This is a genomic window from Brucella anthropi ATCC 49188 (assembly GCF_000017405.1).
Lineage (GTDB): Bacteria > Pseudomonadota > Alphaproteobacteria > Rhizobiales > Rhizobiaceae > Brucella > Brucella anthropi.
This window is the reverse complement of record NC_009667.1, coordinates 2,223,335-2,239,588: the sequence shown is the minus strand read 5'-3', so window position 1 is coordinate 2,239,588 and position 16,254 is coordinate 2,223,335. Positions and strand designations below refer to the sequence as shown.

Here is a 16,254-nt window from a genome sequence, read left to right as displayed (position 1 = left end):
ACTAGATTTAGTATTTGCGCTCATGCTTCTTACAAGATAAGGTATTTTTCGTTCCGCCGATTTTTGATCGCGATCACGCTAGCAAGGTTGCAATTAAGCTCCCCTGAGGCGTTTTTTCGTGGGCTTTGATGAGGTGGAAGCGGATTTCCGGGAGTTTTCTCCCCAACAAGACGCTCCTCCCCGCAGAAGAGCTGTTTTGACAGAGACGCGATACAGACAGGCCGTGGCTGAAAACCGTCACTAGAGCTACTATATATAGAACGTTTGGATGGGACAGATGAAGATCGAACGCCGTTTCACGAAAGAGAATCAGTCGGCCTATGCGGACATCGCGTTCCGGACTGCGACCAGCGAGATCAAGAATCCCGATGGATCCATCGTATTCCGTCTTGAGAACATCAATGTGCCCGCGCAGTTCAGCCAGGTCGCCGCGGACATTCTTGCACAGAAGTACTTCCGCAAGGCTGGCGTTCCCGCACAGCTGAAGAAGATCGAGGAGAACGACGTTCCCTCATGGCTGTGGCGCTCGGTCGCTGACGAGGACGCGCTTGCCAAGCTGCCTGAAAATGATCGCTACGGCTCCGAAATGGACGCCTGCCAGGTTTTCGACCGTCTCGCCGGCACTTGGACCTATTGGGGCTGGAAGGGTGGCTATTTCGCCTCTGAGGAAGATGCCCTCGCCTTCCGCGACGAGCTTGCCTATATGCTCGCGACCCAACGTGTGGCTCCAAACAGCCCGCAATGGTTCAACACCGGCCTGCATTGGGCCTATGGCATCGACGGTCCCGGCCAGGGCCATTTCTATGTCGACTGGCAGACCGGCAAACTGACCAAGTCCAAGTCGGCCTATGAACATCCGCAGCCGCATGCCTGCTTCATTCAGTCCGTTGGCGACGATCTCGTCAATGAAGGCGGCATCATGGATCTGTGGGTCCGTGAAGCACGCCTGTTCAAGTATGGCTCCGGCACGGGCTCCAACTTCAGCTATCTGCGCGGCGAAGGTGAAAAACTTTCCGGTGGTGGCAAATCCTCCGGTCTGATGAGCTTCCTGAAGATCGGCGACCGCGCCGCAGGTGCGATCAAGTCGGGCGGCACGACCCGCCGCGCCGCCAAGATGGTCGTCGTCGACATCGATCATCCGGATATCGAGGAATATATCGACTGGAAGGTCAAGGAAGAGCAGAAGGTTGCTTCGCTCGTCACCGGTTCCAAGATCGTCAAGCAGCATCTGACCGCCATCATGAAGGCTTGTGTCAACTGCGAAGCGGACAATGATGATTGCTTCGATCCGGCGAAGAACCCTGCCCTGAAGCGCGAAATCAAGGCCGCAAAGAAGAACCAGGTTCCGGAAAACTACGTCAAGCGCGTGATCCAGTTCGCGCGTCAGGGCTACACCGACATTCAGTTCAAGACCTACGATACAGACTGGGATTCGGAAGCCTATCTGACTGTTTCGGGCCAGAACTCCAACAATTCCGTTTCGCTGAAGGACGAATTCCTGCGCGCTGTCGAAAACGACGGCGACTGGAACCTGACAGCTCGTCGCGACGGTCGCGTCATGAAGACGCTGAAGGCGCGCGATTTGTGGGAAAAGATCGGTTACGCCGCCTGGGCGTCCGCTGATCCGGGCCTGCACTACAACACGACCATGAACGATTGGCACACCTGCCCGACCGCCGGTCCGATCCGCGCTTCCAATCCGTGCTCGGAATACATGTTCCTTGACGACACGGCTTGCAATCTGGCGTCGATCAACCTGCTCACCTATCGCAACAAGGATGGTTCATTCGATATTGCAGCTTACGAGCACACGGCACGCCTGTGGACCATCGTTCTCGAAATCTCGGTGATGATGGCGCAGTTCCCGTCGAAGGAAATCGCCCGTCTTTCTTATGAATACCGCACGCTCGGCCTCGGCTATGCCAATATTGGCGGCCTGCTGATGACCTCCGGCATTCCTTATGACTCGGACGAAGGCCGCGCGATCTGCGGCGCGCTGACGGCGATCATGACCGGTGTAGCCTATGCCACCTCCGCTGAAATGGCAAAGGAACTCGGGACCTTCCCAAGCTACGAGCCAAACGCCGAGCATATGTTGCGCGTCATTCGCAACCACCGCCTCGCTGCCCATGGTGAAACCGAAGGCTATGAAGGCCTTGCCGTCAACCCGGTGGCGCTGATTGCCGAGGATTGCCCGGATCAGGATATGATTACCCATGCACGTGCTGCCTGGGACAAGGCGCTGGAACTTGGCGAAAAGCATGGCTACCGCAATGCACAGTCCACCGTCATCGCGCCTACCGGCACGATCGGCCTCGTCATGGACTGCGACACGACCGGTATCGAGCCAGATTTTGCGCTGGTGAAGTTCAAGAAGCTCGCTGGTGGCGGTTACTTCAAGATCATCAACCGCGCCGTACCGGAAGCACTCCGCACGCTCGGCTATTCGGAAAGCCAGATCGCTGAAATCGAAGCCTATGCTGTCGGTCACGGCAACATCAATCAGGCTCCGGGCATCAACCCGTCTTCTTTGAAGTCCAAGGGCTTCACCGACGAGAAGATCGAAGCCCTGAATGCTGCTCTCAAAAGCGCATTCGACATCAAGTTCGCTTTCAACAAGTGGACGCTGGGCGAAGACTTCTGCAAGGACGTGCTAAAGCTCACCGATGAACAGCTCAACGATTTCTCGTTCGAGATGCTCCCGGCGCTGGGTTTCGCCAAGAAGGACATCGAAGCTGCCAACATCCATGTTTGCGGCGCAATGACCCTCGAAGGGGCGCCGTTCCTCAAGGAAGAGCACTACGCCGTGTTCGATTGCGCCAATCCTTGTGGCAAGATCGGCAAGCGTTATCTCTCGGTGGATAGCCACATTCGCATGATGGCAGCCGCACAGCCGTTCATTTCGGGTGCGATCTCCAAGACGATCAACATGCCGAATGACGCAACCGTCGAGGACTGCAAGAACGCCTATATGCTGTCCTGGAAGCTGGCGCTCAAGGCCAATGCGCTTTATCGCGACGGCTCCAAGCTTTCGCAGCCGCTCAACGCCGCCCTCATCTCGGATGATGAGGACGAAGACGATGCAGTCGAGGCACTGATCGAAGCCCCTGCTGCAGCCCGCGCCGTTCAGGTAACCGAACGTATCGTCGAAAAGGTTGTCGAAAAGATCGTGCATGAGCGCGAAAAGCTGCCGAACCGTCGTCAGGGTTATACGCAGAAGGCAGTCGTTGGCGGTCACAAGGTCTATCTGCGCACCGGCGAGTTCGGTAATGGACGCCTCGGTGAAATCTTCATCGATATGCACAAGGAAGGTGCTGCTTTCCGTGCAATGATGAACAACTTCGCCATCGCCGTATCGCTCGGCTTGCAGTACGGCGTACCGCTCGAGGAATATGTGGAAGCCTTCACTTTCACGAAATTCGAACCGGCAGGCATGGTCATCGGCAACGATGCCATCAAGACCGCAACGTCGATCATCGACTATGTCTTCCGTGAGCTGGCAGTGTCCTATCTCGGACGCAATGACCTCGCCCATGTCGACACAAGCGACTTCGGTAATACGGCGCTTGGCAAGGGTATCAAGGAAGGTAAGACCAATCTGGTCTCGACCGGTTGGACGCGTGGTTACAAGCCCACTCTGGTGACCAACTCGACTAACGAAGCCAAGGGATCGACAAATTCTGTGCCGCAGGCTTCCAACGTCACAACCTTGAAGTCGACCACGCCGACGGGCAATCGCCCCGCAACAATCGGTCTGGTGACGGATGGTGCGACCGCCTTCAAGCGGGAGTTGGAAGAGCAACCTGCTCCGGCACAGCAGCAGGAAAGCACATCGGCAACAGCAACCGAACTTTTCTCGGATAAGGCTGCAGCAGACGCTGCTTCTGCCCGCGCGGAAAGTGCGAATGCCGCCAAGAAGCTGGAAGCTGACCGCCGCATCAAGTCGATGATGCAGGGCTATACCGGCGACAGCTGCACCGAATGCCAGAACTTTACCATGGTTCGCAACGGAACGTGCCTCAAGTGCGACACTTGCGGTGCAACGAGTGGCTGCAGCTAAGTAAAATTCGTAGTATACGAAAATAAAAAAGCCCGCTTTATGCGGGCTTTTCTTTTCTTAAAGTATTTTAAAGGAACAATTATATATAATAATAGTTCTATGATGAAATACTGAAATTCAACAAATTTCGGAACGAACCGACTATTTCCACGTTCAGTCTAAGCAACCGAACGTATAAAGGAGATAGTTATGTTCAGGACTACACTTCTGACGACGACGTGTGCATTGCTGATTAGCGGCGCTGCTTATGCTCAGACAGCTGCACCAACGCCAGCACCTGCCGAGCCACCGGCTGCGGCAGAGGAAATGCCGGTTTCGTCCAAGGACATGTTTGGCAATCCCACATCGGGTGAGACCGACAAGGTCGGCTTTCTGGAACCGAAAGAGGGCCAGCTTCTCGTCACCTCTTTCATCGGACAGAACGTCTATGAAAGTGATGCTGCTGACGCCCAGACTGTCGGCAAGCTGAATGATCTTATCGCCAGCCCCGAAGGTGAGATTGAAGCTGCGGTGATCGGCGTGGGTGGTTTTCTTGGAATCGGCGAGAAGGACGTAGCTGTAAGCCCGGATCAACTGCAGCTTGCAACCCGCAGTGACGGCAAAAAATGGCTGGTCATAAAGGCGACCAAACAGCAGTTGACCGATGCGCCGGCATTCGATCGCTCGAAGCTTTTTGTGGACGGTGTAGCCGATCCATCAGCAGCAAACGAGACCAACGCCCCGACGACTGATGCCCCAGCAAGCGATACAGCTCCGGCATCACCACCTCCAGCCCAATGATACGGTCTCGATGAGCAATACGACAAGTCTACCCCCCGGCCTTATGGCCGGGGTTTTGATGCAAATAACCATTACTCGCGGTTGAAATATTCATATGGCCGCCTTAATTCCTGGTAGAACATGATACAAGCATCGCAACACGGCCCCCAATTTTCACCAGGTTAATCTCAGGAAAGTCTATTGTCCGAATTTTTTATTGCTCATCCCTGGGCGGAAACCCTTGTGGCGCTTGGAGGATTATTTCTTTCAGCTTTCATTGCAAACTTTCTAATCAAGGCGATTTTGCTCAAACTACTCGAACGTCTTGTCCAGAAAACCTCTTTCGGACAAGACGAAGAGCTTAAAAGACACAGTGTCATCAGCCGTCTTGCCAATATCGTTCCGGCGTTGATTATTTCATCCGGGATCATGGCGGTGCCGGGCCTGCCCGAAGGCGTGATCACCGTTATTCGGAATGTAGCGATAGCTTTCATCATTCTGACGCTGGCTTTGGCGGTCAATTCAGTCTTTGGGCTGATCGATACGCTCTATCATCGCCGTCCCGAAGCCAGATACCGCCCCATAAAGGGCTACATTCAGGTGGCCAAACTTGCTGTCTACATCGTGGCGGCAGTCCTTGTCATTGCGACACTGCTGGACAAGTCGCCGGTTATCCTTCTTTCCGGTGTCGGTGCTATGGCCGCGGTGCTAATCCTTGTCTTTCAGGACACATTGCTTTCTCTGGTCGCCAGTATGCAGATCGCCTCGTCCAACATGGTTCGTGTCGGCGACTGGATTGAAATGAAGAATCTCGACGCCAATGGCGATGTCACGGAAATCGCGCTCTATACCGTCAAGGTCCAGAATTTCGACAAGACGATCACCACCATTCCGATCCGCAAGCTCATCACCGAGCCGATGAAGAACTATCGCGGCATGCAGGAATCCGGCGGGCGCCGCATCAAGCGCGCGCTTTATATCGATCAAAACACCATTCGTTTTCTGTCGGATGACGAGCGAGCCAGACTTGGCACAGTTGATTGGCTGGCGGATTATCTGCCCAAGAAGGCCAAGGAAATCGCCGAATGGAACCAGAAGCTTGGCGACCGCGCCAACAATCCGGTCAACAGGCGTCAGTTCACCAATGTCGGTACGTTTCGGGCCTATGTAGACAATTATCTGCGCAATCACCCCGGCATACACAAAGGCATGACATTGCTGGTGCGCCAGATGGACCCTACTCCCGAAGGACTGCCGCTGGAAATCTACTGCTTTACGAACACGACCGTCTGGGCGTCATTCGAACAGATTCAATCAGATATTTTCGATCACCTTTACGCGGTGTTGCCGGAATTCGGCCTCAGCGCCTTCCAGAATCCGAGCGGTAACGATTTTCGCAAACTGACAATCAATGCGCCTGTCGAGCAGCCTCAATCACCTTGGCGTTCAAACGTTGAACATTATAGCGTGCCCGAGACGGTGTCAGGCCAAGACGGACGACAGCAAGATGCATTGAAGGAACGATCATGACGCTTTGCCCGTCATGGCCCGACATCCAGAATGCATCTTCCGGAATGCCATCCTCACCTGCCTTCACACCGCTAATCTGCAGCCAGACCTGAGCGGAACCATAGCGCCCTTCGGACTCGGGCCTGGGTTTGCGCATAAATGAAATATAGTCCGCAGGCAGGATCGGCTTTCCGTACAGGTTTCCACCATCCGCGAGAAACGCGCCCAACCGAGCCCAATCACGGGCGGTAGCGTACATATAGGAAGAACCGGCAAAGACGCCTGACGCATCCGTCTCCAAAATGACGCTGTTCATGCCAAGCGGACCGAATAGGGCAAGCCGCGGATAAGCCAGCGCCTCCTCGCGGCTGTTAAAACTATCCATGAAAAGCTCTGACAGAATATTCGCCGTTCCACTGGAATAATTGAATTTCGTCCCTGACGCCGCCTCCAGCGGCAAAGACGCAGCAAACCCGGCCATATCCGGCTCCAGATAAAGCATGCGCGTGACATCCGTTACTGTGCCGTAGTCCTCATCGAAGCGGAGACCGCTATTCATCGCCATCAGATTTGCGAGAGAAATCTTTGCCCGCTCATCGTTCTTCCATTCCGGTAAAAGGGCTGTGCTTTCCAAACTCATGCGCCCTTCAGCAATGCGCATGCCGATCAGTGTCGCGATGACGGACTTGGTCATGGACCAGCCCAGTAAAGGCGTATCCGCATTAAAACCCGAACCGTAATTCTCGGCAATCAGCTTGCCGTCGCGGACGACCGCAATCGCGCGCATTCCCGGCCCGGCCAGAACCTGATCCTCAATCACAGCCTGCACCGCTGGATCGGTCTCAATTCGGATCGGTTCTGCGGGCACCTGCGGGCCGGTCGGAATTTCAACGCGCAAATCATCTTTCTGGATATTCGCGCATCCCAGCGCTGGGCGATAGATTGCGGTACTTGGTGCAAAGAAGCCGAAAATCCGCACCGTCACACTGTTATTATTCTTGTCGAGGGCGGCATTCAGAAACCGCAGCAGCGGGTTTCCCGGTGCCTGAACATCGTCTGCAAGGACGGCATCAGCATCCCGACCGGCAATGAAAACATTTGAACAGACAATCTTGGCAGCATAGCCGGTGCCGACACGCAACAGCTCAGGCGGTCGAACCGCCAGCCAGAGAATTGCTCCCAGCACGATGACGAGCAGAAGACGACCGACAAACTTCAGAATACGCTTCATGCTGCCCCTCGCAAATAGTCGTTACGTCAATCATACCAAGCCGAGATAACTTGCCAACTCCCGCGCGGCGACACCACCTGCCCTGTTTGCACCGATGGTCGAGGCAGATGGGCCATAACCAACAAGATGAATACGGGGATCGGCGGCCACCTGTGTTGCAAGGCGTCCAGTCATGAGAATACCGGCTTCTGCATTGCGCAATTGCAGCGGGGCAAGATGGTCAAGCGAACTGCGAAATCCTGTGCACCACAAAATAACATCAAAGGATTGTTCACTTCCATCGTCCCACCGAACACCTGTTTCCGTGATTTCGCTGAACATGGACAAACGGTTGAGCACACCGCGAGCGCGTGCCGCTTCAATGGCCGGCGTCAACGGCAGCCCCGTTACTGAAACGACCGATCCAGGTGGCAAGCCCCGGCGTACCCTTTCCTCAACCAAAGCCACGGCAGCACGGCCCAACTCCGGTGTAAACGGACCTTCCCGGAAAGCAGGTTCTTTGCGCGTGACCCATACGGTTTCCGTCACACGCGATATCTCGTCCAGAAGCTGCACAGCCGAGATACCCGCGCCGACGACAAGAACACGTTTGCCCTTGAAGGCGTCAGCTGTCTGATAATCCCGCGTGTGAAGTTGCTGGCCTTTGAAAAGCTCCGCACCCGGATAGGGTGGGATATAAGGAGACTCCCATGTGCCGGTCGCGTTGATGATCCCGCGTGCCGAATAGTTGCCCCGATCTGTCTCCACACGAAGCCGTTCGCCACGATCGCAAACGACTTTCACGGCCACAGGACGGTGCACCGGAAGATCGAAGGCTTCCTCATAGGCGCGGTAATATTGTGGGACGGCAACCGATGCACGCACCTCGCCATTGGTCGTTTCGACAATATCCTCGAACTTCATGCCTGGGAGATCGTGAATGGCGTTGGCAGTCTGGAGAGTTAGCGAAGGCCAGCGGAATTGCCAGGCTCCGCCCGGCCCTGCGGCCTTGTCCAGAACCACGAATTGCCGTTCGCCTGCGAGACCAAGCTTATTCAGATGATAGGCCGACGAGAGTCCCGCCTGCCCGGCTCCAATAACCACAATGTCGACCTTGCGGGCGACTTTCACGTGGCCATTATCGGCTGGCTGCTGATCGACGGACTGTATATCTGACATGATGCGCTATAGGCTTCCGAAATATGATTTGTGTCCGTAGATAGGGATCGAACGGCGGCGTCGAAAGCCCACCTATCCTACCATCGCAGCCGAGCGCAGTCTTTTATTGCGCCCCTCCCAAACACTCACGACCAGCATGATAACCGTCGTCAATATGCCCATTTCCAATAGATCGGCCATATAGCCGACAGGGATCGCTGCCAGTAGAGCCAAAACACCAAAGGCGTGTGACGTGGGAATAACGCCATAGACAACCTTCTTGTAGATGGCGCTGCCAATCAGATAGATCGCCGGTCCTGCGACAAGAACAAGAACGTAAGCAGTCTTCAACGGATCATGCGGATGGGCCATGACAAGATCGTTTCCAACTGCCGTTGCGATAATCCCGGCCACCAGAATGGCGTGAACATAGTGGAAATATGCGCCAATCCGTCCAGGATCAGTGGAGTGGGTGATCGTATCTGTCGCATCCTTGCTGGAGGTGCCAAAGTAGAGCCACCACATGGCAAGCGTCCCGAGAAAAGTGGCCAGCAGCGCCGACATGAGGGCCAAATTCCAGACTTCAGCATTTGCAAGGGTTGCCCCGGTAGCCAAAACCGTTTCGCCAAGTGCCACGATTACGAACAACTGGCAACGCTCCGCCAGATGTCCGCCTTCAATGGTCCAATCACTGGTGTGAGAGCGTCCGAGACCCGGTAGCGCAAAGCCGAACATCGGCGATAAATATTCGCAAAGCACAGCAATAAGCCACAACACCATACGGGCTTCATGCTCGACGAAACAACCGGCTATCCAGAAGACAGCGGAAATAGTGAGCCAACCGAGCATACGCCTGTAATTGGCGGCAAGTGGATGGTCCTGCCCCAGAACAAACACGATATAGGCTGTTTTGCCGACCTGAATCGCCACATAGGCCAGAGCAAATATCCAGCCTTTGTCAGCGAAAGCACCGGGGATGGACGATGCCATCACCAAACCGAGCAGCATGACGCAGAACAAAAGGCTGCGTATCTGCGGCGTTTCCGGGTTGAACCAGTTTGTCACCCAGCAGGTATATTGCCAGCCGAGCCATACTGCGAACCAGAGGATCAGCGTTTCGACAACACCGGTGAGCGTCAGATTATGCAGAAGTTCATGACTGAGCTGCGTAACCGCGAAAACATAGACCAGATCGAAGAACAATTCCTCGAATGTCACCCGAGCATGGTGCCCGTCTCTTTGTCTCAAAAGCGGATGTGAAGCGACGGCAGAAGCTGAATTCATGCGAATGTACCTTCCCCTCAGACGGCAAGCATTCAATGCCACTGTCCGGCAGCTTAGCCCGCAGTCGATCAGCCGTATATCCGAATGTGCTGATTTCCACTTAAAGAAGTCAGTGTCGTCTTATTTCCCGCCGAACGTGTTACCTGCTTCGAGCCATGCATCGATACCGTCCGCCGCCGCGCGGCCCATCGCGAAACAGGCAGTCAGGAGATAGCCGCCAGTTGGAGCCTCCCAGTCGATCATTTCTCCGACAACGAAAATGCCGGGTAGCTTCGGCAGCATGTAGTTCTTGTCGATTTCATGCCAACGAATACCGCCTGCCGACGAAATCGCTTCATCCAGCGGGCGCGGGCGGAGCAGTGGAATGGAAATAGCCTTGATCGTGGCGGCCAGCGCTTCCGGACTTCTGTCGCGGGTGAACTCGGTCACCAGAGCAGCTTTTACACCCGTCAGACCTGCAGCCTTGCGCAACAGATTGCCAAAGCTCAGCTTTGTATCCTGCCGGGCAATATCACTTTCCAGTCGCTCCGTAGTTCGTCCGGGAACAAGATCGAGCGTCAGAAACGCCTTCCCGTTTTCTTGCAAGCTATCGCGCAGAGCTGCGGAATGCGCATAGATGAGACTACCCTCAACCCCACCGCGTGTAATGACAAACTCGCCCTGTGTCGCGCCTGCATGGGAAGTTGCGATAACAGACTTCACCGGTTCACCGGCGAAGCGTTCAGCAAAGAAGTCGCTCCAGGCAACGTCAAAACCGCAATTTGCGGGTTGAAACGGCGCTATATCGATTGACCTTCGCTGAAACTCATTGATCCAGAGGCCGTTGGAACCGAGCTTCGGCCAGCTTCCGCCACCAAAAGCAAAGAGCGCAGCATCGCATGTAATCGTCTGAACACCGTCGGGGTTCTCGATCTTGAGACTATTGCCCTCGAAGCCAATCCAGCGATGTCGGGTGAGAATGCGAACGCCCTGATCTTCCAGACGTTTTCCCCAAGCCCGCAAAAGCGGAGACGCTTTCATCGCTTTGGGAAAGACACGACCGGATGAGCCGACAAATGTCTCGGCACCCAATTCATCCGCCCAGGCACGTAATTCGGTCGGGCCGAAAGCCGTCAAGGCTGGCAATATACGGTCAATGCTTGAGCCGAAGCGTTTCGCGAAAGTTGCAAAATCTTCCGAATGCGTAATGTTCAGCCCTGACTTTCCGGCAAGCAGGAACTTGCGGCCAACTGTCGGCATCTGCTCGTAGACCGTCACGCGATAGCCTCGCGCTGACAGTCTTTCGGCGGCCATCAGACCAGATGGCCCGCCTCCGAGAATGGCAATATTGCCTTCAGGCATCACGGTATCAGCCTCGCCGAAGTATTAATCCTGCTTCTCCAGCATTTCCTTAACTGTGGTCGCCAACTGCTTGAGTGAGAATGGCTTTGGCAGGAATCCGAACTTGGCATCAGCTGGAAGATTGCGTGCAAAGGCATCCTCCGCGTAACCCGACACGAAGATGAATTTGATATCAGGATACGTCTTGCGAAGCTCACGCAGCAGTGTCGGACCATCCATTTCCGGCATGACGACATCCGATACGACGATATCCACCTCGCCGCCAAGCTCTGCCATGACTTCAAGCGCTTCGACACCGGAAGCCGCTTCGTGGACTGTATAACCGCGTGACTGGAGTGCGCGTACGCCGCCCATACGGACCGCGTCTTCGTCTTCCACCAGGAGAACGGTCGCGGAACCGGAAAGATCGATTGCTTTCTCGACCTTCTTTTCCTTCACGACAACCGGAGCATCGTCGGCGCGTTTTTCCTCGATGAGGCGTGGCAGGAAGATCTTAAACGTCGTGCCTTTTCCAACCTCGGAATCACAATAGATGAAGCCACCGGTCTGTTTGATGATCCCGTAGACCATCGACAGCCCAAGACCCGTACCCTTGCCCACTTCCTTCGTCGTGAAGAACGGCTCGAAAATCTTTTCGAGCACATCCGCAGGAATGCCCGTCCCGGTGTCTTCCACTTCGAAGACCACATAGTCCGCTTCCGGAAGATCGCGATAATGCAGCTTTGCGACTTCCTGCGTCGACACGTTACGGGTACGCAACGTGATTTCGCCGCCGTCCGGCATGGCATCACGTGCATTGACCGCGAGATTGACGGCAACCTGTTCGAACTGTCCGAGATCGGCCTTGACCGGCCAGAGATCACGTCCATGATCGATCTTCAGCTCTATATCCTTGCCGACAAGGCGAGCCAGAAGCATACGCAGATCTGCAAGAACGTCGGTCAGGTCGAGCACTTCCGGACGAAGCGTCTGACGGCGCGAGAAGGCCAACAACTGGCGCACGAGCGAGGCCGCGCGATTGGCGTTCTGCTTGATGTTCATAATGTCCGGGAACGACGGATCGGATGCGCGATGGTTGGTCAGCAGCAGGTCCGACGACATGATGATCGCCGTCAGAACGTTGTTGAAGTCGTGCGCAATACCACCTGCAAGCTGGCCGACAGCCTGCATCTTCTGGCTCTGCGCCATCTGGTTTTCGAGGGCTTTCTGCTCGGTTGTTTCGACAGCCGAGATAATCGCCGCTTCTTCGGCACGCTCGCCGCCCAGATCAGTGACAGGGCTCATATAAAAGCGGATGTGCCGCTCTTCGTTGCCCGGCAACACCGTATCAACAGGCGAAATGCTTGCCTGTCCTGCAAAGGCTGCGGCAAGCGCTCTGTTGAAGGTCTCGCGATCGCGTTCATGCACGACGATTTCAAGCTTCGCATTGCCGTCAATCGCATCACGATCGACAACAGGAGCGAAAATATCGAGGAAGCGCGCATTGGTGCGCAGTATATGTCCGGCAGAATCAACCGCAGCGATGGCCATCGGAGCCGAGTTGAAGAAACGCGTGAAGCGCACTTCTGCGGAGCGCAGCGCCATTGATGAATCCTCGCCCTCCGCACGATCCAGAACGATGGTACGGCTCGTACCGCGCGTTCCATCACGCGCAGCCTGGACACGGTGATAGAAGCGAACGGCGAGGCTCTGTCCGTTCCGCTTGATGAGATCAAGATCGATGACGGTGTTGCGGCTTGTGCCCGGCTCGGCTTTCACCGCCTTGATGAGCGCCATTCCGCTGCCTGCCACTATATCGTTGAGTGTCAACGATCCCGGTGTGAACTGGGTCAGATCGACACCAAGCCACTCTGCAAGCGTCGCATTGAGGTAGATGATCCGGCCGGAAGGGTCGGCAGAAAAGAACCCAGCTGGCGCGTGATCGAGGTGATTGATCGCTTCCTGCAGCTCTTGAAAGAATCGCTCCTGCTCCGCACGCTCGTCAGAAATATCGGCAATCTGCCACGCGACGAACGGGCTTTTGAATTCGTGTCCGGCTTCAACGGGACGCGCCTTGATGCGATACCAGACAGGCGCCAGCGAGCCATGCCCTTCACGGGAAAGGCCGCCGGAAAGACGCACTTCCTCCTGTGCCGACAGACCATCGCGAACGGCATTCGTCAGACGGTATATGGCATCGGATGCCGCGGGTTCTGCCGTCAATACATTATCGAGCGAACGGACTCCTTCGGCATTCGCAACACCAGTCATGACGGCATAAGCCTGATTGGCATAAACGATCTGGCCGCGCGCGTCGGAAATGACAGTCCCTTCCGGCTGCGAATCCATGAAGGAATGAGCGAGGTCCTGTTCACCGTTCTTCTGGCTGAATTGAATGAGACCCGTTGCTGCGCCGAAAAGGTAGAATACGCCGACCATCGACAGAATGCCCATAAGAACGAGGGCGAATCCATCTCCAAGCTGGTCGCGGAACACAAAATAGGCGATTGCGGCGACCGTAAGCAGAATACCGACGATCAGCAGGCGAAGAGCTCCGCTGCGATTGCGCTTGGGCATTACGAGCGGTTTCGGGTAAGCGTTGTCCGTCTGTCGCGACATCAAGCCTGCTGCCCTTTCATGTTGCGTGGCCGAGCACCAACAGGCATCCGGGTGCCCCGGGTGCCATGCATTTTTTCGATCAGCCAAGACGTCATTTCAATCATCCGCATATCCGATTTTCTCGAATGCACTTTTCCGCACAGTTCAGCTCTCACGTGGGAACGCGCAGCCAATATGTCAGGGTATATCCGATTCGCAGAATGCTTTAATCGGCGAGCAGTACAAGCATTGCTGCACTGAAACGGTGCAAATTGGACTTTTTTGCACCGTTTTGCCTGGGGATCATATATTTCTCGCATTTCCAAGAAACATTCCCAAGGCTTAGAAATTCAACTACTGTACCAATCATGTGATGATGCGGAGTGCCGGGGGAAGCGCAGTCTCCATTCGTCGCAGGTTTTTCGTTTATTGTATAAGAGGGTATCCGCATGAAGGAATGGCTCAGCGGCATCGTTGGAGAGAGTGCGGCTAATATTGTTGGCTTCATCCTAATATTTGCGATCATTCTTGGCGGAATTTTCGTTGTTCTCAGTATCATTCGCCGTTTCAGCGGAGGTACTTTCGTTTCCAACGGGCGTACGCGACAGCCGCGCCTTTCGGTGATGGACGCAGCAGCAGTCGACAGCCGACGCAAGCTCGTGCTCATTCGCCGCGACGACGTGGAACATCTCCTGCTCATCGGTGGGCCAACCGATGTTGTGGTGGAACAGAATATTGTCATGGAATCGCGGGCTCATGCGCGTGTGCAAGCTTCACGCATCGAGCCTGAACATATCGAACGCTTCAAGCAGCACGAAGCAACCCTGACCAATGACAAGGCGGAGCGCCCTGCTCTCTCACTGCAAACACCGCAGGCCGAAGAGAAGGACGAAGCGATCCAGATCACCTCCGCAATCGAAGCACCGGTCTACCGCAAGCCTGAGCCAGCACGAGAAGAGCCGGTCCAGCAGGCTGCTGCACCTGTTCGCGTGCCGCCGCAGGCGCCGACAGCACCAATCCCGCCGCGACCACCTGTCGAGCAGAAATCCGCTCAACCACCCCAACCACGGCCTCAACCGCGCCCGGCGCCGAACTATCCGCCGCAGCCACGCACCGTATTGCCGCCCCGCCCCGCGCAAGCACAGCCGCAGTCAACACGTGCACATCCGGCCTATCCATTGAGCCAGGTTTCGCGCGGCGTTCTGAGTTCAACCTCGTCCGGTGCGACCGCCACTGCAGCCGGTGTTGCCGCCGCCGCATCGGTTGCTTCAGCAAATCTTGGCAGCATCGTCCCCGAGCGTGAAACAACGGTTGCGGATAAGTCTCCTTCGGTCGATGTAACCGGACCTACAGTCTCTTCGACTGCAGCTCCGGCATTCAGCGCCTCTTCGGAACCGGAGCGCGTCGAGCCGGAAATCGTGGTTGCCGAGTCAAAGCCTGTAGAAACAGAAGCCGTAGCAGTAGAAACGCCGAGCGATAACCTGGCCGATCTCGGCGGTGCGTTGCACGAAGCAATCGCTGCAGACGTCAATTCGGAGAGCGCCGCCAGCGCTGACGCCAAGGACGCGATCTCATTCGATACCGAATTCTTCGAAAATGAGCTTCTAAGCTCACTTGATATTTCCGCAACGGACGACGTTGTCGAAGACAAGGCGAAGGATGATATCGAAGATGAAATGGAAAAGCTTCTCGGTGAATTGACCAAGGATGAAATTCGCAGAAGCTGAGCTTCCGGCCAAAACTTGTCTCGATACAAAGAAAATAGGCTGCGGAAACCGCAGCCTATAAATTTTTCAAACCGTCTCGAAGCTTAGTCGTCGCGATAGACTTTCTCACGACGCTCATGGCGCTCCTGCGCTTCGATAGATAGCGTAGCGATTGGACGCGCATCAAGCCGCTTCAAGCTGATAGGTTCTCCCGTTTCCTCGCAGAAGCCGTATGTTCCTTCATCAATGCGGCTCAATGCTGCGTCGATTTTGGAGATCAATTTGCGCTGTCTGTCGCGAGCACGTAGCTCAATTGCCCGATCCGTTTCGGAGGATGCCCTGTCCGCCAGGTCCGGGTGGTTTGCATTTTCCTGCTGTAGCGCCTCAAGCGTTTCACGCGCTTCTCGCAGAATATCATTCTTCCACGCGACCAGTTTCGCGCGGAAGTAAGACTTCTGCCGCTCATTCATGAACGGCTCGTCTTCAGTGGGCCTATAGTCAAGGTCAATCAATTCACTCATTCTGAATTACCCCACATCTAGGAGACGCGAGCGGTTATATAGTTCCATAGCAACAAGGACACAACATCAAACAACCGTATCCCACTACTTTTTAGTGCATCAATTTTGTATGATTTTGCATCAAAATTA

The 16,254-nt window shown here is 55.2% G+C and carries 9 protein-coding genes and 1 pseudogene; 4 read left to right on the top strand and 6 right to left on the bottom strand.

Features of this window, described 5'->3' with window-relative positions:
• Nucleotides 1–277: 277 nt before the first annotated feature.
• From OANT_RS11045 to OANT_RS25070, 3 genes are all read left to right on the top strand, one after another.
• On the top strand, nt 278–4,060 hold the full coding sequence (locus tag OANT_RS11045; protein ID WP_040130132.1) for a vitamin B12-dependent ribonucleotide reductase: 3,783 nt from the start codon (nt 278–280) through the stop codon (nt 4,058–4,060).
• Between the two features lie 189 nt (nt 4,061–4,249).
• Complete coding sequence (locus tag OANT_RS11040) at nt 4,250–4,840, top strand: PRC-barrel domain-containing protein (RefSeq protein WP_012092030.1); 591 nt, start codon at nt 4,250–4,252, stop codon at nt 4,838–4,840.
• Nucleotides 4,841–5,020: 180 nt separating this feature from the next.
• Nucleotides 5,021–6,349 carry a mechanosensitive ion channel family protein gene (locus OANT_RS25070; RefSeq protein WP_012092029.1) on the top strand — a complete coding sequence of 443 codons (1,329 nt, stop codon included), beginning with the start codon at nt 5,021–5,023 and terminating at the stop codon, nt 6,347–6,349.
• Here OANT_RS25070 and OANT_RS11035 read toward each other — a convergent pair.
• The 5 genes and pseudogenes from OANT_RS11035 to cckA form a co-directional block, all read right to left on the bottom strand.
• A pseudogene (locus OANT_RS11035) lies at nt 6,246–7,559 on the bottom strand (serine hydrolase domain-containing protein); the annotation flags it as partial. The gene OANT_RS25070 and the pseudogene OANT_RS11035 sit on opposite strands and share 104 nt — an antisense overlap.
• 30 nt (nt 7,560–7,589) lie before the next feature.
• Nucleotides 7,590–8,717, bottom strand: coding sequence for an NAD(P)-binding domain-containing protein (locus OANT_RS11030; RefSeq protein ID WP_012092027.1), 1,128 nt, complete (start codon nt 8,715–8,717; stop codon nt 7,590–7,592).
• 72 nt (nt 8,718–8,789) lie between these two features.
• Nucleotides 8,790–9,980: a low temperature requirement protein A gene (locus tag OANT_RS11025; RefSeq protein WP_012092026.1), complete on the bottom strand. Its 1,191-nt coding sequence runs from the start codon at nt 9,978–9,980 to the stop codon at nt 8,790–8,792.
• 120 nt (nt 9,981–10,100) lie between these two features.
• Nucleotides 10,101–11,321: a TIGR03862 family flavoprotein gene (locus tag OANT_RS11020; RefSeq protein ID WP_012092025.1), complete on the bottom strand. Its 1,221-nt coding sequence runs from the start codon at nt 11,319–11,321 to the stop codon at nt 10,101–10,103.
• 24 nt (nt 11,322–11,345) lie between these two features.
• Nucleotides 11,346–13,919 carry a cell cycle histidine kinase CckA gene (cckA, locus tag OANT_RS11015; RefSeq protein WP_012092024.1) on the bottom strand — a complete coding sequence of 858 codons (2,574 nt, stop codon included), beginning with the start codon at nt 13,917–13,919 and terminating at the stop codon, nt 11,346–11,348.
• A gap of 428 nt (nt 13,920–14,347) precedes the next feature.
• Between cckA and OANT_RS11010 the strand changes: the two genes are divergently transcribed.
• Nucleotides 14,348–15,625, top strand: coding sequence for a flagellar biosynthetic protein FliO (locus OANT_RS11010; RefSeq protein ID WP_012092023.1), 1,278 nt, complete (start codon nt 14,348–14,350; stop codon nt 15,623–15,625).
• A gap of 83 nt (nt 15,626–15,708) precedes the next feature.
• Here OANT_RS11010 and dksA read toward each other — a convergent pair whose 3' ends face one another.
• A complete protein-coding gene (dksA, locus tag OANT_RS11005; RefSeq protein WP_010660068.1) occupies nt 15,709–16,125 on the bottom strand; it encodes an RNA polymerase-binding protein DksA in 417 nt (138 codons plus the stop codon).
• Nucleotides 16,126–16,254: the final 129 nt, after the last annotated feature.

Excerpts from the sequence above, each read along its gene's own strand:
- OANT_RS11045 (WP_040130132.1), top strand. The coding sequence starts at position 278 with ATGAAGATCGAACGCCGTTTCACGAAAGAGAATCAGTCGGCCTATGCG.
- OANT_RS11040 (WP_012092030.1), top strand. The coding sequence starts at position 4,250 with ATGTTCAGGACTACACTTCTGACGACGACGTGTGCATTGCTGATTAGC.
- OANT_RS11030 (WP_012092027.1), bottom strand. The coding sequence starts at position 8,717 with ATGTCAGATATACAGTCCGTCGATCAGCAGCCAGCCGATAATGGCCAC.
- OANT_RS11025 (WP_012092026.1), bottom strand. The coding sequence starts at position 9,980 with ATGAATTCAGCTTCTGCCGTCGCTTCACATCCGCTTTTGAGACAAAGA.
- OANT_RS11020 (WP_012092025.1), bottom strand. The coding sequence starts at position 11,321 with ATGCCTGAAGGCAATATTGCCATTCTCGGAGGCGGGCCATCTGGTCTG.
- cckA (WP_012092024.1), bottom strand. The coding sequence starts at position 13,919 with ATGTCGCGACAGACGGACAACGCTTACCCGAAACCGCTCGTAATGCCC.
- OANT_RS11010 (WP_012092023.1), top strand. The coding sequence starts at position 14,348 with ATGAAGGAATGGCTCAGCGGCATCGTTGGAGAGAGTGCGGCTAATATT.
- dksA (WP_010660068.1), bottom strand. The coding sequence starts at position 16,125 with ATGAGTGAATTGATTGACCTTGACTATAGGCCCACTGAAGACGAGCCG.